This is a genomic window from Streptomyces sp. NPDC127098 (genome assembly GCF_042722465.1).
GTDB lineage: Bacteria > Actinomycetota > Actinomycetes > Streptomycetales > Streptomycetaceae > Streptomyces > Streptomyces millisiae.
Genome location: NZ_JBHXFJ010000002.1, coordinates 82,856 through 104,488, shown reverse-complemented (window position 1 = coordinate 104,488; position 21,633 = coordinate 82,856). Strand labels below are relative to the sequence as shown.

Annotated in this window: 23 protein-coding genes; 10 read left to right on the top strand and 13 right to left on the bottom strand. The window is 75.0% G+C overall.

What is annotated here, in order from left to right:
- Positions 1–14: 14 nt before the first annotated feature.
- Complete coding sequence (locus tag ACFWI8_RS01965; protein WP_311595154.1) at positions 15–458, top strand: archease; 444 nt, start codon at positions 15–17, stop codon at positions 456–458.
- 51 nt (positions 459–509) lie between these two features.
- Positions 510–1,952, top strand: a complete 1,443-nt coding sequence (locus ACFWI8_RS01960; protein WP_387084497.1) for an RtcB family protein — start codon at positions 510–512, stop codon at positions 1,950–1,952.
- A gap of 301 nt (positions 1,953–2,253) precedes the next feature.
- Here the strand turns inward: ACFWI8_RS01960 and ACFWI8_RS01955 are convergent, their stop codons facing one another.
- The 3 genes from ACFWI8_RS01955 to ACFWI8_RS01945 are packed head-to-tail and all read right to left on the bottom strand — an operon-like array spanning position 2,254 to position 4,561.
- Positions 2,254–3,129: a biotin-dependent carboxyltransferase family protein gene (locus ACFWI8_RS01955; protein ID WP_387084495.1), complete on the bottom strand. Its 876-nt coding sequence runs from the start codon at positions 3,127–3,129 to the stop codon at positions 2,254–2,256.
- Positions 3,126–3,794, bottom strand: a complete 669-nt coding sequence (locus tag ACFWI8_RS01950) for an allophanate hydrolase subunit 1 (RefSeq protein WP_387084493.1) — start codon at positions 3,792–3,794, stop codon at positions 3,126–3,128. Before ACFWI8_RS01950 ends, ACFWI8_RS01955 begins: the two co-directional genes overlap by 4 nt.
- Positions 3,791–4,561 (bottom strand): LamB/YcsF family protein, encoded by a 771-nt coding sequence (locus tag ACFWI8_RS01945; RefSeq protein WP_387084491.1) that lies wholly within the window; start codon positions 4,559–4,561, stop codon positions 3,791–3,793. Before ACFWI8_RS01945 ends, ACFWI8_RS01950 begins: the two co-directional genes overlap by 4 nt.
- A gap of 217 nt (positions 4,562–4,778) precedes the next feature.
- Here ACFWI8_RS01945 and ACFWI8_RS01940 point away from each other — a divergent pair, with 217 nt between their 5' ends.
- A complete protein-coding gene (locus tag ACFWI8_RS01940) occupies positions 4,779–5,684 on the top strand; it encodes a class I SAM-dependent methyltransferase (protein ID WP_387084489.1) in 906 nt (301 codons plus the stop codon).
- Positions 5,685–5,729: 45 nt separating this feature from the next.
- On the opposite strand, the gene ACFWI8_RS01935 is transcribed toward ACFWI8_RS01940, so the two are convergent.
- From ACFWI8_RS01935 to ACFWI8_RS01905, 7 genes are all read right to left on the bottom strand, one after another.
- Complete coding sequence (locus tag ACFWI8_RS01935; protein ID WP_387084487.1) at positions 5,730–6,818, bottom strand: NAD(P)-dependent alcohol dehydrogenase; 1,089 nt, start codon at positions 6,816–6,818, stop codon at positions 5,730–5,732.
- A gap of 4 nt (positions 6,819–6,822) precedes the next feature.
- Entirely contained in the window at positions 6,823–8,226 is a 1,404-nt protein-coding gene (locus tag ACFWI8_RS01930) for an aldehyde dehydrogenase family protein (RefSeq protein ID WP_387084485.1), read from the bottom strand.
- 8 nt (positions 8,227–8,234) lie between these two features.
- Positions 8,235–8,990 (bottom strand): (5-formylfuran-3-yl)methyl phosphate synthase, encoded by a 756-nt coding sequence (locus ACFWI8_RS01925; protein ID WP_387084483.1) that lies wholly within the window; start codon positions 8,988–8,990, stop codon positions 8,235–8,237.
- 202 nt (positions 8,991–9,192) lie between these two features.
- The gene (locus ACFWI8_RS01920) at positions 9,193–9,933 is read right to left on the bottom strand and encodes a triose-phosphate isomerase (RefSeq protein WP_387084481.1); all 741 of its coding nucleotides are present in this window, start codon (positions 9,931–9,933) and stop codon (positions 9,193–9,195) included.
- Between the two features lie 10 nt (positions 9,934–9,943).
- The gene (locus tag ACFWI8_RS01915; protein WP_387084479.1) at positions 9,944–10,402 is read right to left on the bottom strand and encodes a ribose-5-phosphate isomerase; all 459 of its coding nucleotides are present in this window, start codon (positions 10,400–10,402) and stop codon (positions 9,944–9,946) included.
- Positions 10,399–12,117 (bottom strand): dihydroxyacetone kinase family protein, encoded by a 1,719-nt coding sequence (locus tag ACFWI8_RS01910; RefSeq protein ID WP_387084477.1) that lies wholly within the window; start codon positions 12,115–12,117, stop codon positions 10,399–10,401. Before ACFWI8_RS01910 ends, ACFWI8_RS01915 begins: the two co-directional genes overlap by 4 nt.
- Positions 12,114–13,043 carry a sugar phosphate isomerase/epimerase family protein gene (locus ACFWI8_RS01905; RefSeq protein WP_387084475.1) on the bottom strand — a complete coding sequence of 310 codons (930 nt, stop codon included), beginning with the start codon at positions 13,041–13,043 and terminating at the stop codon, positions 12,114–12,116. The genes ACFWI8_RS01910 and ACFWI8_RS01905 overlap by 4 nt, the downstream gene beginning before the upstream one ends.
- A gap of 114 nt (positions 13,044–13,157) precedes the next feature.
- Between ACFWI8_RS01905 and ACFWI8_RS01900 the strand changes: the two genes are divergently transcribed.
- On the top strand, positions 13,158–13,889 hold the full coding sequence (locus ACFWI8_RS01900) for a GntR family transcriptional regulator (protein ID WP_387084473.1): 732 nt from the start codon (positions 13,158–13,160) through the stop codon (positions 13,887–13,889).
- Positions 13,890–13,994: 105 nt separating this feature from the next.
- On the opposite strand, the gene ACFWI8_RS01895 is transcribed toward ACFWI8_RS01900, so the two are convergent.
- On the bottom strand, positions 13,995–14,561 hold the full coding sequence (locus ACFWI8_RS01895; protein ID WP_387084471.1) for a TetR/AcrR family transcriptional regulator C-terminal ligand-binding domain-containing protein: 567 nt from the start codon (positions 14,559–14,561) through the stop codon (positions 13,995–13,997).
- An 80-nt stretch (positions 14,562–14,641) separates the two neighbouring features.
- On the opposite strand from ACFWI8_RS01895, the gene ACFWI8_RS01890 reads away from it, so the two are divergent.
- From ACFWI8_RS01890 to ACFWI8_RS01880, 3 genes are all read left to right on the top strand, one after another.
- A complete protein-coding gene (locus tag ACFWI8_RS01890) occupies positions 14,642–15,883 on the top strand; it encodes an MFS transporter (RefSeq protein WP_387084469.1) in 1,242 nt (413 codons plus the stop codon).
- Between the two features lie 73 nt (positions 15,884–15,956).
- A complete protein-coding gene (locus ACFWI8_RS01885) occupies positions 15,957–16,445 on the top strand; it encodes a GNAT family N-acetyltransferase (RefSeq protein ID WP_387084467.1) in 489 nt (162 codons plus the stop codon).
- 23 nt (positions 16,446–16,468) lie between these two features.
- Positions 16,469–17,146 carry a GPP34 family phosphoprotein gene (locus tag ACFWI8_RS01880; protein WP_387084465.1) on the top strand — a complete coding sequence of 226 codons (678 nt, stop codon included), beginning with the start codon at positions 16,469–16,471 and terminating at the stop codon, positions 17,144–17,146.
- Between the two features lie 6 nt (positions 17,147–17,152).
- Here ACFWI8_RS01880 and ACFWI8_RS01875 read toward each other — a convergent pair whose 3' ends face one another.
- Together ACFWI8_RS01875 and ACFWI8_RS01870 are read right to left on the bottom strand one after the other, a co-directional pair.
- Complete coding sequence (locus ACFWI8_RS01875) at positions 17,153–17,731, bottom strand: GNAT family N-acetyltransferase (RefSeq protein WP_387084463.1); 579 nt, start codon at positions 17,729–17,731, stop codon at positions 17,153–17,155.
- Complete coding sequence (locus tag ACFWI8_RS01870; RefSeq protein WP_387084461.1) at positions 17,692–18,360, bottom strand: phosphotransferase family protein; 669 nt, start codon at positions 18,358–18,360, stop codon at positions 17,692–17,694. The genes ACFWI8_RS01875 and ACFWI8_RS01870 overlap by 40 nt, the downstream gene beginning before the upstream one ends.
- A 401-nt stretch (positions 18,361–18,761) precedes the next feature.
- Between ACFWI8_RS01870 and ACFWI8_RS01865 the strand changes: the two genes are divergently transcribed.
- Genes ACFWI8_RS01865 through ACFWI8_RS01855 form a run of 3 tightly spaced genes read left to right on the top strand, consistent with a single transcriptional unit; the run spans position 18,762 to position 21,612 of the window.
- Entirely contained in the window at positions 18,762–19,604 is an 843-nt protein-coding gene (locus ACFWI8_RS01865) for a tripartite tricarboxylate transporter substrate binding protein (protein ID WP_387084459.1), read from the top strand.
- Entirely contained in the window at positions 19,601–20,122 is a 522-nt protein-coding gene (locus ACFWI8_RS01860; protein ID WP_387084457.1) for a tripartite tricarboxylate transporter TctB family protein, read from the top strand. Before ACFWI8_RS01865 ends, ACFWI8_RS01860 begins: the two co-directional genes overlap by 4 nt.
- Positions 20,119–21,612: a tripartite tricarboxylate transporter permease gene (locus tag ACFWI8_RS01855; protein ID WP_387084455.1), complete on the top strand. Its 1,494-nt coding sequence runs from the start codon at positions 20,119–20,121 to the stop codon at positions 21,610–21,612. Before ACFWI8_RS01860 ends, ACFWI8_RS01855 begins: the two co-directional genes overlap by 4 nt.
- Positions 21,613–21,633 lie beyond the last annotated feature (21 nt).

Below are 21,633 nucleotides of genomic sequence, written 5' to 3'. Positions count from 1 at the left end.
GCCACCATGGAGGTATGGCCACCGGCGGCGAGCACCCCGGCGGGCGCGGCGGCCACCGCGGCGTCCCGCACACCGCTGACCTGCGCGTCTCGGCCTGGGGGCCGACGCGCGAGGAGTGCCTGACCCAGGCCGTGCGCGGCGTCGTCGAGTCCTTCGCCGATCCCTCGTCGGGCGCCCGCGCCCCGCGACGGCGGCACACCGAGATCCACGCCGACGACGACCCCGAGCTGCTGGTGGCGCTGATGGACGACGTCGTCTACCGGCTCGACACCGCCGGCGAGGTGCCGGTCGACGTGGACCTGGACCCGATCCCCGGCGGGCTGCGGGTCGCCTACCGGATGGCCGACGCGGACGACCTCGAACCGGTCGGCGCCGCCCCCAAGGCCGTCACCCTGCACGACCTCGCGCTCGGCCGCGGGCCCGCCGGCTGGACCTGCTCGGTCACCCTCGACGTCTGAGACGACGACGTCCGCGTCACGCCCGCCCCCGTTCCGGGAGGAGACCGCCCGATGACCCAGCACGCGGAGCGCGTCCAGATCACCGAGGCCGGCGCCTACCGGTACCGCATCCCGCGCCACGGCGCGATGCGGGTGCCCGGCGTCGTCTTCGCCAGCCCCGAGCTGCTGCCCCAGGCCGCCGGCGACCAGGCCCTCGACCAGGTCGTCAACGTCGCCGCGCTGCCCGGCGTCGTCGGCGCCTCCTACGCCATGCCCGACGTGCACTGGGGCTACGGCTTCCCCATCGGCGGCGTGGCCGCCACGGACGTGGCCGCCGGGGGAGTGGTCTCGCCGGGCGGCGTCGGCTTCGACATCTCCTGCGGCGTCCGGCTGCTCGCCGCCGACTGCGACCGCGCCGAGATCGCGCCCCGGATCGGCGCGCTGCTCGACGCCCTCGGGCGCCGCACCCCGCGCGGCGCCGGGCGCGGCGCGGTCTGGCACATCGGCCGCCGCGACCTCGACCGGGTGCTGCGCGAGGGCGCCGTCCACGCGGTGGAGAGCGGCCACGGCGTCGAGCGCGACCTGGAGCGGTGCGAGGACGGCGGCGTGCTCACCGAGGCCGACCCGGCGGCCGGCCGGGTCGGCGACCGGGCCAGAGAACGCGGCCTCGGCCAGCTCGGCAGCCTGGGCTCCGGCAACCACTTCCTGGAGGTCCAGGAGGTGGAGACCGTCCACGACGAGGCGACGGCGCGCGCCATGGGCCTGGTCGCGGGACAGGTCTGCGTGATGATCCACTGCGGCTCGCGTGGCCTCGGCCACCAGATCTGCACCGACCACGTGCGCACCATGGGCCGCGCCATGCGGCGGTACGGCATCGAGGTGCCCGACCGCCAACTGGCCTGCGCGCCGGCCGACTCACCCGAGGGCCGCGACTACCTGGCCGCCATGGCCGCCGCCGCCAACTACGCGCGGGCCAACCGGCAGCTGCTCACCGAGTCCAGCCGGGCGGCGTTCGCCGGGACCGTCGGCCACGGCCTCGACCTCGTCTACGACATCTCGCACAACCTGGCCAAGATCGAGACGCACCGGGTGGACGGCGAGACCCGCCGGCTGTGCGTCCACCGCAAGGGGGCGACCAGGGCGCTGCCGCCCGGCCACCCCGAGCTGCCGCCCGACCTCGCCGAGGCCGGCCAACCGGTGCTGATCCCCGGCACCATGGGCACCGCGTCCTACCTCCTCACCGGTGTCCCCGACGGCGACGCCTGGCACTCCACCTGCCACGGCGCGGGCCGCGTCGAGAGCCGCCACCAGGCGGCCAGGGAGGTCAACGGCGGCCGGCTGCGCGCCGACCTCGAGGCCCGGGGCATCGCCGTCCGCGGGACCACGGCCCGCGGCCTGGCCGAGGAGGCGCCCGGCGCCTACAAGGACATCGACGCGGTGGTGACGGCCGCCGAGGGCGCCGGCCTGTGCCGCCGCGTGGCCCGCCTCGTGCCACTCGGCGTGGTCAAGGGCTGACTGTCGCGGTGCGGCGGGCCTGCGGCCCGGCTTGCCGGGGCCGTCCGTCGCGGCAGCGCGGTCGGCTGCCGGCTCCGCCGGGGCCTTGCCGATGGCGAGTGCGGTGTCGCGCGGTCGGGCGGCGCGATGCGATCGATGCCCGCGGCACGCCCCGGGCCTTCGGCCCGGCTCGCCGGGCCCGAGCGGGGCGCGGCGCGGCGCGGCGGGAGCCTGCGCTGGGGCGCGGCCTCCGGCGCGGCAGCGCCGTCGGCTGCCGGCCCCGCCGGCCAGGCGTTCCGCCCTGCCGGCCGGCGGTGTGCGGTCAGACCCGAGCGGAGCGGAACCGGACGGTCGCCCCCGGGGGGATCTGGCCGGCCAGGGGCAGGTCCGCGCCGAGCACCACGGCGATCACCGGGTAGCCGCCGGTGACCGGGTGGTCGGCGAGGAACAGCACCGGCTGGCCGTTGGGCGGGACCTGGAGCGCGCCGGCCACCATGCCTTCCGCCGGCAGCTCGCCGTCCCGCTCCCGCCGCAGTTCAGGACCCGAGAGCCGGATGCCGACCCGGTTGCTGCTGCTGGTGGCCGTCCAACGGGCCGCGCACAGCAGCTCGACGGCCTCCGGCGGGAACCAGTCGTCGCGTGGCCCCGGCAGCACCCGCAGCGCGAACTCACCGGGCGGCGCCGAGCACGGCGCGGCGTCGACACCGGGAAACGGCGCGGCCGGCGGCGAGCCGACCCGCAGCGTGTCGCCGGCCCGCAGCGGCGCGGGGCCGAGCCCCGACAGCAGGTCGGTCGCCCGCGAGCCGAGCACCGGCGGCACGTCGAGCCCGCCCCGCACCGCCAGGTAGCTCCGCAACCCCGAGGCGGGCGGCCCGAGTTCGAGGACCGTGCCGTCCCGCAGCACCAGCGGCGCGGCGAACGGAGCCGGGATCCCGTCCACCGTCACAGCACCCGGGGCACCCGTCACCGCCACATACCGCACGCCGCGCCCGCGCGCCCGCACCCGCAGGCCGCCGAAGGTGGTCTCGACGCCGGCGGCGTCCGCCGCGTTCCCCACCAGCCGGTTGGCCAGGGCCAGCGCCGGCCCGTCGGCGGCGCCGGACCGCGGCACGCCGAGCTCCGCCCAGCCGAACCTGCCCCGGTCCTGGACGGTGGCCAGCGGACCGGTCGCGAGAATCTCGAGACGCCACCCGGTCATGCCGCGGCCCCCGCCCCGATCGCCGTGAAGCGCACCGTCCGCCCGGGCACCAGCAGCGCCGGCGGGTCGCGGCCGGTGTCCCACAGCGGCGCGTCCGTCGTTCCGAGCAGCCGCCAACCGCCCGGCGAGGAACGCGGATAGACGCCGGTGAAACCGCCGGCCACCGCGACCGAGCCCGCCGGCACGGCGGTTCGCGGCTCGGCCCGGCGCGGCACGTGCAGCAGGGGATCGGTGCCGGTCAGGTAGCCGAAGCCCGGGGCGAAGCCGGCGAAGGCCACCGTGTAGCGGGCCGATGTGTGCCGGGCGACGACCTCGGCCACGCTCAGACCGGTCAGCGCCGCGACCTCCGACAGGTCGGGCCCGTCGTAGCGCACCCGGATGGTCAACGGGGCGTGCGCCGGGGCGGGGGGCGCCACCGAGCCGGTGGCGAGTGCGCGGGCCCGCTCGGCCAGCGCCCGGCGCACCTCGGCGTGGTCGGTCAGCGCGGGGTCGTAGCGCACCAGCAGGGTGGTGGCGGCGGCCACCAGTTCGCCCACCCCCGGCGGCCGGTCGGCGACCAGCGAGGCGCGCAGGGCCAGCACGCAGGGCAGCCCGTCCAGCTCGGCGAGCACCGCCTGGTCGCCCACCCGCCGCACCGCGCGCAGCCCGCCGTCCGGTGCCGTCACGCGGGCACCGAGAACGGTCGCGGGGTGTGGCCCGCGCGCTCCAGTTCGAACCGCAGCCGACGGGCGATCTCCACGGCCCCCGGGGTGTCCCCGTGCACGCACAGCGACCGGACGTCGATGGGGAGCGTGGTGCCGTCCACGGCCTCCACCACCCCCTCGGCCACCATGCGGAGACAGCGGTCCACGATCACCTCCGGGTCGTGCAGCACCGCGTTCGGCCGGCCACGCGGCACCAGGGTCCCCTCCGGGGTGTAGGCGCGGTCGGCGAAGGCCTCGTGCACCGGGGTCAGACCCACCTCCGCCGCGATCCGCAGCCAGACGCTGCCCGGCAGGCCGAGCACCGGCAGCGCCGGGTCGTACCGGCGCACCGCCTCGGCGACGGCCGCCGCCTGCTCCTCGTGGTGCACGATCGCGTTGTAGAGCGCCCCGTGCGGTTTGACGTAGGAGACCCGGGTGCCGGCCAGCCGCGCGAAGCCGTCGAGCGCGCCGATCTGGTAGACCACCTCGTTGACCAGCACGTCCGGCTCGACGTCGATGAACCGGCGGCCGAAACCGGGCAGGTCCCAGTAACTCACCTGGGCGCCGATGGCGACACCCCGCGCCGCCGCCGCCTCGCACACCCGTCGCATCACGCTGGGATCGCCGGCGTGGAAGCCGCAGGCGACGTTGGCGCTGGTGACGATCGAGAGCAGCGCCTCGTCGTCCCCGAGCCGCCACTGCCCGAACCCCTCGCCGAGATCGCTGTTCAGGTCGATCACTGTGCTCATCGGGACGTGACCCTACCGTGGGGGCGGCGGCCGGCGTCGGCAGCCGCGACGGGCTCCGCGGCCCGGTCGCGTTAGCGCACTCGGCGACGCGCCGGAGCCGCTCGGGCGGGGTTCCTTCGTACGAGCTACCTTCGCCGTTTTCGTGGGCACCGGGACACGGGGGCCTGGACGATGAACGCGTCGCAGGAACAGCGCTTTCGCATCGGGGCGGAGACACATGGTTGACACAGCTCGTCGCAACGCCGTCACGGAGGGTGTGGAAGGCGGTGTCGGCCTGACCGCGCTCCTGGTCGCCGCCGCCCGGGCGATCGAGACGCACCGCGGCGACAGCCTGGCGCAGGACCCCTACGCGGAGCACTTCGTGCGCGCCGCCCCGGCGTCCGCGGGCTGGCCGGTCCGCCCCCACCAGGTGCCGGACGGGGACGCCGACCCGCTGTGGGGGCGGTTCGCGCGCTACTTCGGGCTGCGCACCAGGGTCCTCGACGACTTCCTCCTCACGTCGGCGCGGGGTGGGGCCCGGCAGGTGGTGCTGCTCGGGGCGGGCCTCGACGCGCGGACCTTCCGGCTCGACTGGCCACCCGGCTGCGTGGTCTTCGAGATCGACAGGGCGGCCGTCCTGACCTTCAAGCACCGGGTGCTCGACGAGGTGTCCGCCGCGCCGCGGGCGACGCGCGTACCGGTCCCGGTCGATCTGCGCGGCGACTGGGTCGGAGCACTGACCGGTGCCGGCTTCGACTCCGCGGAACCGACCGTCTGGCTCGCCGAGGGGCTGTTGTTCTACCTGCCCGCCGCCGCCGAGACCTATCTCGTCGACACGGTGGACCGGTTGAGCGCCGAGGGCAGCGCCCTGGCGTACGAGGCCAAGCTGGAGAAGGACCTGACCCGGTACCGCGACAGCCCGCTCTACACCTCCACGAAGGAGCGGATCGGGATCGACCTGCTGGCCCTGTTCGACAGGGATCCGCGGCCCGACTCGGTGGCCGCCCTGGCGGACCGCGGCTGGTCCACGTCGGTCCACACACCGTTCGACTTCACCCGTAGGCACGGACGCGGCCCGCTGCCCGAGCCGAACGACGCGCTGGAGGGCAACCGGTGGGTGTTCGCGAACAAGTCCAGGCCGTGACAGCGGGGTTCGGCGCCGCCCGCCACGGGCGGCGCGAGCTCGCCTTTACGGCACCAGGACGGGTTTGACCACCCGGCCCGCTTGGACGTCGCGTTCGGCCGCGTCGATGTCGCCGAGCGGGTAGGTACGGACCAGTTCGTCGAAGGGGAACCGCCCGGCCCGCCACAGCCCGACCAGGCGCGGGACCAGCAGGCCCGGCACCGAGTCCCCCTCGCAGACATGGGAGATCCTCCGGCCCCGGTCGAGACCGCCGGGTTCGATCGGCAGCGGGGCGTGGAGCCGTGCGACCAGGGCGAGGTGCCCGGTCGGACACAGGGCCCGAAGCGCGTCGTTGATCAGCGGGGCGGAGGCCGTGGTGTCGAGCGCGTACCGCGCGCCGCCGTCGGTCAGCCGGCGCACGCGTCCTGGCAGGTCGGCCGATCCGGCGGGCAGCGGGATCGCGCCGAACCGCTCGGCGAGGAGCAGCCGTTCGGGGTGCCGTTCGACGGCCACGGTCGTCGCCCCGGCGGCGGTGGCCGCCATCACCGCCGCCAGGCCCACCGATCCCGCCCCGAGCACCAGGACGGTGTCGCCCGGCCGGACTCCGAAGGTGTTCAGGACCGTTCCCGCGCCGGTGAGGAAGCCGCAGCCGAGCGGCCCGAGCAGTTCGACGGGCAGCGCCGGATCCACCCGGACGGCGTTGCGGGCCGAGACCAGCGCGTACTCGGCGAACGAGGACTGTCCGAACCAGCGCGGGGCCAGCGGGCGTCCGGCCGCGTCGGTGAACCGTGCCGCCTGCTCGGCGCGCCCGCCGAAGAGATTGAGCGCGGCGAACGAGTCGCAGTAGGCGGGGGCCCCACCCAGGCAACTCCGGCAGTCACCGCAGGAGTCGAAGCTCAGCACGACGTGGTCGCCGGTGCCCAGGCCGGTGTTGGGGCCGCCCGTCTCCACCACCACCCCGGCCCCCTCGTGGCCGAGCACCGCCGGCAGCGGTGAGCGGCCGGCCGAACGCCGCACCGCGAGATCGGTCCCGCACATCCCGGAGCCCGCGATCCTCACCAGCACCTCGCCGTCGACCGGCCCCGCGTTCAGGACCACCTCCTCGACCGCGAACCGGCTCTCGTACGAACGCAGTACCGCCGCGTCGAACCTCATCCCGTCACGGCTCCTCAGGACGGTGCACCACGAACGGGCTGAGGTTCCCGTAGAGCCCCCACGGCCCGCCCGCGACGCCGACACCGCTCTCCTTGACGCCCGCGAAGGGCTGGGCGAGCGACAGCTCGCCATGGTGGTTGATCCACGCCGTCCCGCACTCCAGCCGGTGGGCCACCGCCTCGGCCCGGTCCAGATCGGTCCCCCACACCGAGCCGCCGAGGCCGAAGCCGGTCCCGTTGGCCGCTTCGACGGCCTCGTCGAGCCGGCCGTACGGCAGCACCGGCAGCACCGGGCCGAACTGCTCCTCCGTCACCACCGGGTCGTCCGGCGGGACATCGGTCAGGATCGTCGGGGCGAAGAAGTACCCCGGCCGGTCGAGACGGTGGCCGCCGACCACGGCGCGGGCCCCGGCCGCCAGGGCCCGGGCCGTGTAGCGCTCGACGCGGTCCAGCTGGGCGGCGTTGTTGACCGGCCCGAGACGCGAGTCCGGGTCGAGCCCGGGCCCGACGACCACGGCCTTCGCCCGGTGCGCGAGCGCCTCGACCACCCGGTCGTGGATCCGGGCCGGCGCGTAGACCCGCTTGACCGCCATGCAGACCTGCCCGCAGTTGCGGAACGCCGCCCAGAACAACCGGTCGGCGACGCGCTCCACGTCCACGTCGTCGAGCAGGACGGCGGCGTCGTTGCCGCCCAGTTCCAGGGTGACCCGGGCGAGCGAGGTCACCGCGCCCGCCGCGACCGCCCGGCCGGTGGGACCGGATCCGGTGAACGTCACGTGGCGGATCCCCGGGTGGGCGGCGAGGGCGGCGCCCAGGGGCTCGCGACCGGTGACGACCGTCAGCACGCCGTCGGGGAGGGCGGTGGCGAGGACGGCGGCGAGCAGCCGGGTGGCGAGCGGCGTGTGGGGCGAGGGCTTGAGCACCATCGTGTTGCCCGCCGCCAGCGCGGGCGCGAACTTCGCCGACGCCAGTTGGAGCGGGAAGTTCCACGGGACGATCGCGGCGACGGGCCCGAGCGACCGCCAGTGGATCTGGCTGCGCACGGGCCGACCGTCCGTGATCGTCCTGGGGAGGACGCCCAGGTCCGCGAAGTAGCGCAGCCGGGCCGCCGTGCGGGCGACCTCGGCGTGCGACTCGGCCAGCGGCTTGCCCTGCTCACGGGTGAGCAGCGGAGCGAGGTCCGCTCCGGCCGCCGCCACGGCGTCGGCCGCCGTGCGCAGCGCGGTGGCGCGGGCGGCGGGGTCCGCACGCCAGCCAGGCCAGGCCGCGCGGGCCCGGTCGACGATCTCCGCCAACTCGTCGGGGTGGTGGTCGGGAGCCTCGTCGAACGCCTCACCCGTCGCCGGATCGACGACGGGGAGACGGCCGCCCGGGCCCCCGGGTCCGCGCCGGGACCGACTCGTGCCCATCCGGGCGGTCAGCTCGCGGCGGCGACGGCGGCCGCGTGCGCCCGGGCCTGCCGGTCCATCTCCGCCCGGAAGGCGGCGACCAGGTGGGGCTGAATCCGCCCGCCGTCGCGGTCGCCCCGCTCGCAGACCGCGCCGCGCACGCCCACGATGTCCGTGCCGATGCGGGTCAGCGCGTCGAGGTCCCCCTCCCTGACGCTGCCGGCGAGCGCGGCGAGCAGCCCCGCCTCGTGGGCCAGCCGGACGAACTCCGCGCAGCGGTCCGGCGGGACGTGGTCGAACAACCGGCTCCCGTCCTTGATCGCGGTGTCCAACATGGCCGCGTCGCAACCGGCGCGGTGGGCGATGTCGGGCAGGGCGAGCGGGTTGACGCAGCCGATCCGGTGCGCGTCGGCGTAGCCCGAGGCGACGACCAGGGCGTCAGGACGGTGGTCCTTCACGGCCCGGACGACCCCGCGCATCACCTCGACGGCCTGGTCAGGCGTCGTGCATCCGTAGAGGCCCACCTTGACGTACGTGGCTCCGGAGACGACCGCGCCGAGCGCCGCCTGGGCCACGGTGCCGGGCTTGTACGGCACGTCCCCCACGGTGGCGGACACCGGCTTGTCGGCCGGCACCGCGTCGCGGATCTCCCTGATGACCCACGGGAAGTTGGCACCGAGCGAGCCCTCGTCGGGCTTCTTGACATCGACGATGTCGAGATGCCGCGCCGCACTCGCGCAGACGAGGGCTTCCTCGACGCTGTCCGGAGAGACGAGAAGCAACAATGTGGACCCTTTCCACGGCGTGTCCACCCGGCCGAGCGGCCGGTGCGCGGAGTCGCCAGGAGCCCGGGCGACCGGCTCATTCTGGTCGTCACCCGAGGACCGTCGGCAGGGCGCGCGTCGACCGGACGAGTCACTCGCCGTCCGCCCCCGCGCGCCGTCCACGCCGGGAAGCGCCCCCTCGTGGCGGGGGCGGTGCGGCGGGTCAGCGCCCGGCGGCGATGTCGAGCAGCCGCAGGAACCCTTCCACCCGCCAGGCCGCGCGGCCGACGAAGAGCCCGTCGACGCCGGGGACGCGTAGCAGGTCGGCGGCGTTCTCCGGGGCGACGGAGCCGCCGTACAGCACGCCGGCGACCCGGTCGCCGACCGCGTCCCGCAGGGCGGCCACCGGGGCGGCGATCTCCGCCGGGGTTGCGGGCCGGCCGGTGTCGCCGATGGCCCAGACCGGTTCGTAGGCCAGCAGGACCGTGCCGGTGTCGGCCGACCCGTCCAACGCCGCGAGCGCCTGGGCCACCACGTGGTCCGCGGAGCCGCCGGCGTCGAACGTCGGCGCGTCCTCGCCGACGCAGACCAGCGGGATCAGCCCGTGCCGCAGCGCCGCCCGGACCTTGCGGCGGACCGTGGCGTCGGTCTCCGCGAAGTGGGTCCGCCGCTCCGAGTGGCCGAGTTCCACGATCGCCGCCCCCGCGTCGGCCGCCTGCGGCATCGAGATCTCCCCGGTCCAGGGACCCTCGTCCGCCCAGTGCGCGTTCTGCGCGCCGACCAACACCGGGGAGTCGGCGCCCAGCGAGCGTGCCACCGTGTCGATCGCCGTCGCCGGCGGGATCACGAACGGCCGCACGCCGGCGGGCGCCTCCGGGCCGACCGCCTCCCGTAACCGCGCCGCGTACGCCGCCGACTCGGTGATCGTCTTGGTCATCTTGAAGCTGGTGCCGATCCAGCGCACGGCGGGACCCTCACCCCTCGTAGGAGCGGATCGCCTCGACCTTGGCCGCCGAGGCCGACGCCGGGTCGAAGGTGTACGTCAGCCACTCCCTGGCCAGCCGGCGCGCCAGCTCGAGGCCGATCACCCGCTGGCCGAGACACAGCACCTGCGCGTTGTTGGAGAGCACGGAGCGCTCCACGGAGAACGAGTCGTGCGCCGTGACCGCCCTGATCCCCGGCACCTTGTTGGCCGCGATGGCCACCCCGAGTCCCGTGCCGCAGACCAGCAGCGCCCGGTCGGCCCGCCCCTCGGCCACCAACCGGGCCGCGTCCACCGCGACATGGGGGTAGTCGGTGCCCTGCCCGGCGGCGATCCCGACGTCGACGACCTCCGCCACCAGATCGTGGGCCGCCAGGTCGGCCTTGAGCGCCTCCTTGTAGTCGAAGCCGGCGCCGTCGGCGCCCACCGCTATCCGCAACCGCCCTGTCACTGGAACTCCTCACTCAGTGCCGTCACGATCAGCGCGAACGAGACCGCGCCCGCGTCGGGGGTGCCGATCCCGCGTTCGCCGTGCACCCGGGCCCGGCCGAGGCGCGCCGGGATGTCGGCCGTGGCGTCCGCGGCCCGCCGCGCCGCCCGCGCGGCGGAGGCGGCGGCGCGGGCGACGGGTTCGCCGGCCTCCAGCGCCCTCGTCAACGTCTCGGCGAACGGCACGGCCGCGTCCACCAGCGTCTTGTCGCCCGGGCGGGCGCCGCCCAGCTCCGTGACGGCGTCCACCGCCGCCCGCACCCCGGCGGCCAGCCGGGTCGCCTCCGGCGCCGCGTCGTCGCCGAGCGCCGCGCCGAACGCCGTCAGCATGGCGCCCCACAGCGCCCCCGACGTGCCGCCGGCCCGCTCCGCCCACGCCTCGCCGGCCAGGACCAGCGTCGTCATCGCACCGGCCCCGGCGGCCGCCGCCTCGGCGCCGGCCGTGGCGGCCGCCGCCGCTCCGCGCCGCATCCCGATGCCGTGGTCGCCGTCCCCGGCGACCGCGTCGAGCCGGCCCAACTCCGCCTCCTCGGCGGCGATCACGTCGCGGACCTTCTCCAGGGCGGTCACCAGACGCCGCGCCGCCGCGCGCGACGGCGCTGCGCCCGCCGTGACCGTGGGGGTGGTCGCGTAGGTGTCCAGGTCGTCCGTCCGCGCCGGCCGCGGCGCGACCACGCCCTTCCGGTACGCGGGGGAGTCCGCCGGCGCCTGCCAGAGATCGGCCAGCTCGTCGTCGAGGAAGGTGAGGGTGAGCGAGAGCCCGGCCATGTCCAGGCTGGTCACCAGCTCGCCGACCTCCGGGTCGACCGGCCGCAGCCCGTGCTCGGCAAGCCGCTCGGCGACCCGCCGGTGGACCACGTACAGCTCCTCGTACTTGGTCTCGCCGAGACCGTTGACCAGCACCGCCACCCGGTCCTCGGCGTAGCCGACGTGCCACGCGGGCCGTTCCGCGAGCAGCCGGTCGACCAGCAGGTCGGCCACGGCGTCGGCGCTCGTCAACTCCCGCTCCTCGATGCCGGGTTCGCCGTGGATGCCGAGCCCGATCGCCATCCGGCCCGGCGCGACCGTGAACAGCGGCTCGGCCGCGCCCGGCAGGGTGCAGCCGCCGAAGGCGACGCCCAGGGACCGCGTCGCGGCCACCGCCCGACGGCCGACCCGCTCCACCTCGTCGATGTCGAGGCCGCGTTCGGCCGCCGCCCCCATGATCTTGAACACCGGCAGGTCGCCGGCGATCCCGCGGCGCGTCGCGTGCTCCTCGGGCGGTGCGGAGGCGATGTCGTCCGTCACCGTCAGCACCCGCACGTCGAGCCCCTCGGCCCGCAGTCGGACCGCCGCCTGGCCGAAGTGCAGCACGTCGCCCGCGTAGTTGCCGAAGGAGAGGATGACGCCGCCGCCCGCCTCGCAGGCCCGCGCCACGGAGGCGACCTGGGCGGCGGACGGCGAGGCGAACAGGTTGCCGCAGGCCGCGCCGTGCGCCAGACCCGGGCCGACCCAGCCGGCGAACGCCGGGTAGTGGCCGCTGCCGCCGCCCACCACCAGCGCGACCCGCCCCCGCGGGGTCGCGTCGGCCCGCACCACCCCGCCGCGCACCCGCCGCACCCGGCCGGCGTGCGCCGCCGCGAACCCCGCCAACGCCTCGTCGGCGAAGGCCGCCGGGTCGTTGCACACCACCGTCACCTGGCACCCCCGCGCAGCTTGGCGGCCAACACCCGCCGCAGGTACTCCCGGTTGGTGGCCGACACGCTCAACCCGTCACCGCCGTAGTGCTCCACGCAGATCGGCCCGGCGAACCCGGCGGCCAGCGCGATCTCGACCGCCCGCCGGTAGTCGACGAACCCGGACTCGGCCGGGGCCGGCACGGTGAAGTAGGCGCCGGTCGCCGGGTCGTGGTCCCGGTAGTAGTTCTTGATGTGCCAGTAGTTGGTGAACGGGGCGGTCGCGAGCACGATCTGCTCCCAGTCCTCCACCGGCCGGTGCAGCCGCACCAGGTTCCCGATGTCCGGGTTGAGCCCGACGTTCGGCAGGTCGATCTCCCGCACCAGCCGGACCGCGCTCTCCGCCGTCCCGAGGTAGGTGTCCTCGTACATCTCCAGCGACACGGCCACCCCGAGCCCGGCCGCGTGCTCGCCGACCCGCCGCAGCCGCTCGACGGCGAGCCCCCAGGCCCGCTCGTCCCCGACGGGGTCGCTCGCGCCCGGCTCGGTCCAGAACCACACGGCCGCCCGCTGCCGCTCCGTGAGCTCGCGGTGCAGCCCGACCGACACCGTCCCGACGCCGAGCTCGGCCGCCGCCTCGACGGTCCTGAGCAGGTACGCCAGGTTCTCCGCGGCCCGCTCCCCGTCCGGATCGGTGACGCTGCGCCGCACCGTGGAGATCGCGGTGACACCGAGTCCCGCCTCCCTGAGCTCCCCGGCCAGCTCCCGGCGCCGCTCGGCGGTCAGGTCCCCTGGCCGCACCCAGGTGTCGGTCAGGTCCACGTGGGTGAACCCGGCGGCGGCCACCTCGTACAGGGTCCCCGCCCAGCGCGCCGCCGGCGCGTCCTGGGCCTCGGGGAACTGCAGGAGCGCGGCGCCGATCGGCCAGTCCTGCGCAGAGAAGGGCATGTGCGTCTCCGAACGTCGATGTCAGCGGGGCGCCCGTATCGTGGATCGTATAGGATCTATTCTCGTCGGTACAGTCCGCGTGCGGCCCCGCCCGCCCGATACCATCGAGCCGATATGACTCCGCAGAGCCCGCCCACCCAGCCGAAGACCTCCGTGGTCCCGCGCCGCGCCCTCCGGGACGGCGTCTACGACGCGATCCTGGAGAAGCTGCTCGACGGCTCGACGCCGCCCGGCAGCTCGCTGAACATCGACTCGCTGTCGCGGGAGTTGGGCGTCTCCCAGACGCCGGTGCGCGAGGCGCTGGTCCAGATGGAGCACACCGGCCTCGTCGCCAGGACCGCCCTCAAGGGCTACCGCGTCGCGCCGCCGCTCTCCGCCGACCAGATGACGGAGCTGATGGACGCGCGCGCCGTCGTCGAGCTCGCCGCCGTGGAGCGCGCGGCCCTCCGCGCCGCCGACCTCCTGTCGGACCTGCGCGCCGCCCACGCCCGCCACGTCCTCGCGGCCCACGAGGTCGCCCGCCTACGCAGCGGCGAGGGACCCCCGACCGGCTACGCCGACCTCCGCGAGTGCTTCACCGCGGACTGGGCCTTCCACCTGGTGATCATCCGCGCCGGGGGCAACCACTTCCTGACCCAGATGGCCGAGTCGCTGAACGCCCACGCCCACCGGCTCCGCCAGTCGGTCGACCACGGCACCTTCGACATCGACCAGGCCGTCACCGAACACGCCGCGATCCTCGCCGCGTTCGAGTCCGACGACCCCACGGCCCCGGTCGAGGCCATGCGCGCCCACCTCGCCGCCATCGACCGCCGCTCCCACGCCGAGGAGGACGGCGAGGACTGACGGGCGGTCACCGCTTCGCGGTAACTCGGCAGGCCGCACGCCCATGGGAAGCCCAGTGGATCGGCGGAGGTCAGCGACAACAGCCGCCCGTTCGCCGGGCAGGTCCTAGCCGAGCAGGCCGGCGACCAGGTCCCGCGCCCAGTCCGGGCCGGCCGGGCGGTTGATGAAGACGGCGCGGTAGTAGAGCGGGCCGAGCAGCAGGTCGGCGGTGCGATCGAGGCTGGGTGGGTCGCCGCCGCGGGCGCGTTCGCGGTCGAGGATCGCGGCGAGCTGGGTGTGCCGGTCGGCCACGCACGCGTCGCAGCCGAGGGGGCCCGTGCCGACCGCCGCGCGCATCAGTTTGAGGACGTCCGGGTCGGCCAGGTCGGTCGCGAACTGGCTGACCCACCGCTCCAGATCGCCCCGCAGCGAGCCCGTGTCCGGCACCACCACGTCGCCGCTGAACCGGCTGCTCGCGATGTCGCCCAACAGCTCGGGCACGGAGCCCCAGCGCCGGTAGACGGTCGTGGCGTGCACGCCGGCCCGGGCCGCGATGACCGGGATGGTGAGGTTCTCCGCCGCGTCCTCGGCCAGGAGCTCGGTCACGGCGCGATGCACGGCGTACCGGACCCGCGCGGACCGGCCGCCGGGCCGGGGGCGGGTGGCGCTCGTGCTGTGGTCGCTCGTCGTCACACCTCCACTATTGCATTGATCGCTGCTTTTGCTGCTACGCTCCCGGGTAAACGCAGCGATCACTGCAATATGGAGCTCGGATGCCCGACATATCCCAGCGCCCCGCGGCGCGCCCCAGGACAGGCACGGCGGCGTTCGCCGCGGTGGCCGCGATCTTCGTGCTCTTCACCGCGGCCTCGAGCGCGCCCTCGCCGCTCTACGTCGTCTACCAGGAGGCATGGGGTTTCTCCGCCGCCACGCTCACCGTCGTCTTCGCCGTCTACGTCATCGGCATGCTGGCGGCCCTGCTCGTCGTCGGCGCACTCTCCGACCACGTCGGACGCCGCCCGGTCGTCGCGGGGGCGATCGCCCTGGAGGCCGTCTCACTCGGCCTCTTCCTCGCCGCGGACCACGTCTCCGTGCTGCTCCTGGCGCGGCTGCTCCAGGGCATCGCCACCGGCGCCGCGATGACCACGCTGGGCGCCGCCCTCGTCGACCTCGACCCGCCCCACGCCCCGGGCCGGGCCGCCCAGTTGAGCAGCGTCATCCCGCTCACCGGCCTCGCCGTGGGCGCCCTCGGCACCGGTGCCCTGGTCGAGTACGCCCCGGCGCCCACCCGCCTGGTCTACGGCCTGCTGCTCGCCGGCATGGTGCTCTCGGCCGCCGTGTTGCTGTTCCTCCCCGAGACCTCGGCCCGCCGCCCGGGCGCGCTGCGCTCGCTCGCCCCGCGCCTCGGCGTGCCCCACGCCGTCCGCCCCGACCTGTACACCCTGTTGCCGATCCTGATCGCCAGCTGGGCGCTGGCCGGCCTCTACCTCTCCCTCGGCCCCTCCGTCGCCGCCGGTCTGCTCGGCCTGCGCAGCCACCTGATCGGCGGCCTCGTCGTCACGCTGCTCTGCGGCACCGGCGCCGCCGCCGCGCTGCTGCTGCGCGGCCGGTCGACCGTCCGGCTGCTGGACGCCTCGGCGGCCCTGCTCGCCTTCGGCACGGCCGTCTCCCTGACCGGGATCGAGACGGACGCCGTCTCCCTGGCCGCGGCCGGCACCGTGGTGGCCGGCGTCGGCTTCGGCGGCGCGGGCCTCGCCTGCTTCGGCACCCTGGCCCGGCTGGCCGCGCCGGCGGAACGCGGTGAACTGTTCGCCGTCGTCTTCGTCATCGCCTACCTGGCGTTCAGCCTCCCGGCCGTCGTCGCCGGCTTCGCCGCCACGTCCGCCGGACTGCACCCGACGGCGCTCGCCTACGGGCTCACCGTCGCGGCCCTCGGCGTGCTGGCCCTCGCCGCCCAGCGCCTGCGCGCCCGCCAGACCGCGCGGCAGGCCACCTGCCCGCAGGCCGCCGTGTAGCCGGGCCCGGGCGGCAAACGGGATTGCGCCCGTCGCGTCGCGCGCCCATGCTGACGAGCCGGAGGTGACGCCGATGGACAGCGTCGTGGTGGCGCTCACGGTCCGCGACCTGGCCCCCGCCGACCTGCCCTGGTGCGGCTGGTCAGGGTCCGAGCTCCACCTGGGGCACGTGGCAGGCGAATTGCGCAGGGCCGAGCTCGGCGAGGTCGACTACCTGGCGGTCTGCCCGCCCTCCGGGCTGCCGATGGCGATCGGCGGCGTCGACCACCGGGCCCGCGAGGGCTGCGGCGTGCTCTTCCAGTTGGCCGTGCACCCGGCGCTGCGCTCGTGCGGCCTCGGCACCCTGCTGGTCCGGGCCGCCGAGGCGCGGATCAGGGAACGAGGGACCGGCCGCGCGGAGTTGAGCGTGGAGGAGAACAACCCGCGGGCCCGGGCGTTGTACGAGCGGCTCGGCTACGTCGCGTACGGCAGCGAGCCCGCCGGCTGGGACGAACTCGCCCCGGACGGCTCGGTGCGGCGGTATGAGACCGTGTGCACAGTGATGCGGAAGGACCTCGCCTGACGGGCGGGAGAGGGGACACGGGGATGGCGCCGCTGCTGGAGACCACGCTGGGCGAGCAGTTGCTGCTGCTCTCCCTCGACGACGAGTCCGGGACGGGGAAGGAGTCGGAGAAGGCGGGCTGGGCGATCGCCGCGGCCTCGCTCGTGGAGCTGGCCCTGGCCGGCCGGATCGACGTGACCGACGACAAGGTCACCGTCCTCGACCCGACGCCGGTCGGCCAGCCCGTGCTCGACGCCGCGCTCGCCGGGATCGCCGGCCGGGAGAAGCCGGCCGGCACCAGGCACTGGATCGAGCGCCTGAAGAAGGAGGCCGCGGCCGGAGCGAGCGCCGGCCTGCTGGAGAAGGGGCTGGTGAGGGAGGAGCGGAAGAAGGTGCTCGGCATCTTCCCCGTCCGCCGCTACCCCGAGGCCGACGGCTCGGTGGAGGCCGCGGTGCGGGAGCGGCTCGACGCCGTCGTCCTCCGGGGCGCCACCCCGGACGAGCGCACGGCGGCGCTCGTGGCCCTGCTGCACGGCGCGAAGCTGCACCGACTGGCCTTCCCCGACGCCGACAAGCGCACCGTGGAGACCGCCATGGCGGCGATCGCCCAGGGCCAGTGGTCCGCGACGGCGGTCCGCCGCGTCGTCAAGGCCGCGGAGGACGCCATGGGCGCGATCATCGCGGTGACCATAGCGACGACCGTGGTGACCGCCACCAGTTGACGTCCCTCAGCCGCGGCCGAGCTCGTCCGGCAGCAGCGAGCCGACCCAGGCGTCGACGCGGTCGCCGCGGTGGAGGAGCCGCTTCCTGAGCGTCGCCTCCACCCGGAAGCCGACCTTCTCCGCGACCCGGCGGGAGGCGACGTTGCCGACCTCGGCGCGCCACTCGACCAGCTGGAGGCCCAGGTCGGCGAAGGCCCACCGGCAGGCCGCCGCGGGGGCGGTCGGCGCCACGCCCAGGCCCCGGGCGGCGGGGTCGACCCAGTAGCCGATCTCGGCTGTGCCGTCACCACGGAGGTGCAGTCCGACCCGGCCCAGGCGGTCGGCGGTGGCGGCGTCCTCGGCGAGGAACTCCGCGCGGCTGCCTTCGGCCCAGCCGTCCGCGGCCAGCCGGCGGACGAAGTGCTCGGCGTGCGAGCGGCGGTACGGGGCCGGCAGGTCGATGAACCGCTGGAGCGCCGGGTCGAGGGAGACCCGGTGGACCCAGTCGATGTCGGCCTCGGCGAAGGGGCGGAGCCGCAGCCGGCCGGCGTCCAGCACCACGGGCGTCATCGCCAGCCCGCCGTCGCCGCGGCGCGCTCGCGCCACAGGAGGACGCCTGGCCCTTCTGGCTCCCAGCGGTGGCAGAACCGTTCCAGCGCCTCGCACCTGGCCAGCATCGCGGCCCGCCGGTCCGGCCAGGCCGGGACGTCGCCGCCGTATGCCCGGAAGAAGTGGTCGAGGGCCCCGACCTGCTCCGGGTGGTGGGCGCGGACCAGCCACTCGCACCACGCCAGGTCCTCGACCGGCTGCCCGAGGCGGGCGAACTCCCAGTCGACCAGGGCCGTCACCTCCAACGAATCCGGGTCGAGCAGCACGTTGTTGGGCCCGAAGTCGCCGTGCACCAGCACCGTGCCGGGGCCCGCCGGGCCGAGCCCCAGGTCGTCGGTCGGGGTGTCGTGGACGCGGCGCAGCAGCCGCCCGCACGAGGCGAGGACGGCCGGCGCGTGGCCGGCGTCCAGGAGCTCCTGCCCGGGGACGCCCGGCAGGAAGCCGAGCGTGAGGGTGCCGGCCGCCGCGGCGCGGACCGGCGGCACCGGCAGCCGGCCGCGCAGGCGGGTCAGCAGCGTGCGCTCACGCTCCAGCCGCGGCGCCGCGTCCGGCCCCGCGTAGGTCTTCGCCACGACGGCACCGTCGCCGAGCGTCTGGTTGGTGTAGCCGTGCCTCAGGGGACGCATGCGTCGATCATCGACCACCGGTGAATCGGCCGACAGCGTGGGGGACGGGTCCTGAAACGACGGTGGCTTCCGGCAGGTCGTCTCGTCAGGACGCTCGCCCGCGGGGGAGCGGTCGCCGGGTGACCGAGGCCCTGGCGCGGTTCCTCGCCGACTGACGGCGGCGCGCGCCGGCGTTCGAACTGATTCCCGCCCGACTCTTGCCAGGGGCACGGCCGCCCCCTACCTTCTTCAAATATCCAATAGGATCTCGGATGTTTGCAGGAAGGCTGACGATGACGTCACCGCTGCGCAGCCGGCTGGGCGTCGTAAGCGCACCACTGGTTCTGTGTCTCGCGTCGTGTTCGGTCCTCGACACGACCCCACCCGTTCCCGACGACTGGACCCCGCGCGGTTCGGTGCCCATGGTCGTCGCCTTCGCGCCCGGCGGCGGGAGCGACCGCTCGGCGCGGGTCATCGCGCAGGGGCTCAACGAACTCGACGACGGCTTCGACGTCAACGTCGAGAACAAGGAGGGCGGCTCCGGCGCCGTCGGCTGGGCCACCTTCATGGCCGAGCGCGGCAACGGCAACACCCTGCTGGTCGCCGAGACCGCGCTCAACACCCTGCCGCTGGTCTACGACGTCCCCTTCACCTACCGGGACTTCACCCCGCTGGTGATGTTCGCCGAGGACTCCCGCGTCGTGGTGGCGCCCGCCGACTCCGAGTTCCGCGACTGCGGGGACGTGATCGAGGCCAGCGAACGCGGCCGCGTGGTGGTCGGCTCCAGCGGGCGGACCGGCGCCGACTCCCTGGTGGTCGCCGAACTCACCGAGGAGGGCGGCTCGTTCGACACCGTCCCGTACGGGTCGAGCGGCGAGGTGATGACCGGACTGCTCGGCGGACAGGTGGACTTCGCGCCGACCAGCGCCGCCTCCGTCAAGCCCTACCTGGAGAGCGGCGACCTGGTGCCGCTGTGCAGCATGACCGCCGAGCGCTACGACGACCCGGTGCTCGGCGAGGTGCCCACCGCCCGCGAGCAGGGCATCGACGCCGAGGTCACCGTCTGGCGTGGCGTGTTCGGCGCCGGCGAGATCGCCGACGTCCAACGCGACTACTGGATAGCGGAGATCCACGAGGCGATGGACTCCGACACCTACCGGGACTACCTCGCCGACGACCTGCTGCTCCCGGCCGACCGCAGCGGCGACGAGTTCGCCGCCTACCTCGCCGAGTACGACGACCGGATGCGGGAGATCTACCGATGAAGCAGGACACCCGCCCGTCCGTGGTCGTCGCCTACGCCGCGCTGGCCGCCGTCGGCGCCGCGTTCTTCGCCCTCTCCTTCGAGTACCACTGGTCCAACCCCGAGGACGGCGCCGTGGGCCCCGGCGCGCTGCCGCGCGTCGCCGGGCTGGCCCTGCTGCTGCTCGGCCTGGTGCTGGTCGGCCAGGAGCTCCGTACCGGCACCGCGCTGGAGGGCGACGGCCTGGTCGTCGAGGACGGCGACCACAGCCCCGAGGAGCGGCGGCGGATCCGCCGCAAGCTGCTGGCCGTCGTCGCGACCATGGTGGTCACCGCGCTGGCCATCCCGCTCCTCGGGCTGCTGCCCGCCCTCACCCTGATGACGCTGTTCCTGGCCGTCGTCGTGGAACGCCAGCCGCTGACCCGCTCGTTGCTGGTGGCCGGCGCCACCTACGCCACAGCCCACCTGATCTTCGTCGTCGTCCTGCGCGTCCCGCTGCCGCTCGGCGTCTTCGACCCGGCCGTCTGGAGCGCCCAGTGATCGGAAACCTCGTCACCGGCTTCGAGGCCGCCTTCACCCCGGACAACCTGCTCTGGTGCTTCGTCGGCGTGCTGCTCGGCACCGTCATCGGGATCCTCCCCGGACTCGGCTCCGCGACCGGCGTCGCCATCCTGATCCCGGTCACCCTCACCTTCCCGCCGCTCACCGCGCTGATCATGCTCGCCGGCATCTACCACGGTGCCCAGTTCGGCGCGACCATCACGGCCATCCTGATCGCCACCCCGGGCGAGGCGTCGTCCGTGATCTCCACGCTCGACGGCTACCAGATGGCCCGCAAGGGCCGGGCCGGCCCCGCGCTCGCCATCTCGGCGATCGGCGCGTTCGTCGCCGCCATGGTCTCGCTGTTCGCGCTGATGGCGGTCGCCCCATTCTTCGCCGAGGCAGCGCTCACCTTCGGGCCGCGCGAGATGCTGGCCGTGATGATCCTCGGCCTGTGCACCATCGTGGTGTTCTCCGGACGCAACCTGGCGCTCGGCATGGCCATCGGCCTGCTCGGCGTGCTGATCGGCTGCGTCGGCGTGGACGTCGGCAGCGGCACCGCCCGCTACACCTTCGGCGAGATCGACCTCTACGGCGGGGTGCCGTTCGTCGAGGTCATGATCGGCCTCTTCGCCATCGGCGAGCTGCTCAACCAGCTGCACCTCGGCATGGCCCCGCCCATCAAGGCCAGGTTCCGCGAACTGATGCTGACCCGCGAGGACCTGAGGCGGTCGGCCGCGCCGGTCGCCCGGGGCACCGTCGTCGGCTTCCTGCTCGGCTGCCTGCCGGGCGCCGGCACCACCCTCGCCTCGTTCATGGCCTACGGCACCGAGAAGAAGTTCTCCCGCAACCGCAAGGAGCTCGGCAAGGGCGCCATCGAGGGCGTGGTCGCGCCCGACGCGGCGACCAACGCCGCCTCCAACGCCAACTTCATCCCCACCCTGGTGCTCGGCGTGCCGGGCGGCGCCACCACCGCCGTGCTGCTCGGCGCCTTCCTCGTCTACGGCATCCAGCCGGGACCACAGCTCTTCGACAGCCAGCCGGAACTGGTCTGGGGGCTGCTGGTCTCGTTCTTCCTCGGCAACCTGATGCTGCTGCTCCTCAACCTGCCGCTCGCGCCCGTCTTCGCCCAACTGCTGCGCATCCGCTACGCCTTCCTCTACCCGCTGATCATCGTCACCAGCGTGCTCGGCGCCTACTCGGTGAAGAGCAGCATGTTCAGCGTCTGGGTGGTGCTGCTCTTCGGACTCGTCGGCTACGCCATGAAGCGCCTCAACTTCCCCATGGCGCCTCTGGTGTTGGGCCTGGTGATCGGCCCGCTGTTCGAGAAGGCGCTGGTGCAGACCTCCGCCCTGGGCGGCGACGACGGCCTCTTCCTGCTGCGCAGCCCGGTCGCCGTCACCATCCTGACGCTCGCCCTGCTGCTGGTCGCGGGCCCCGCGCTCGGTCGCGTGCTGCGCCGCCGCGTGACGGCCCGCGCGGCCAACTGACCCCCGACGCCACGAAAGGCA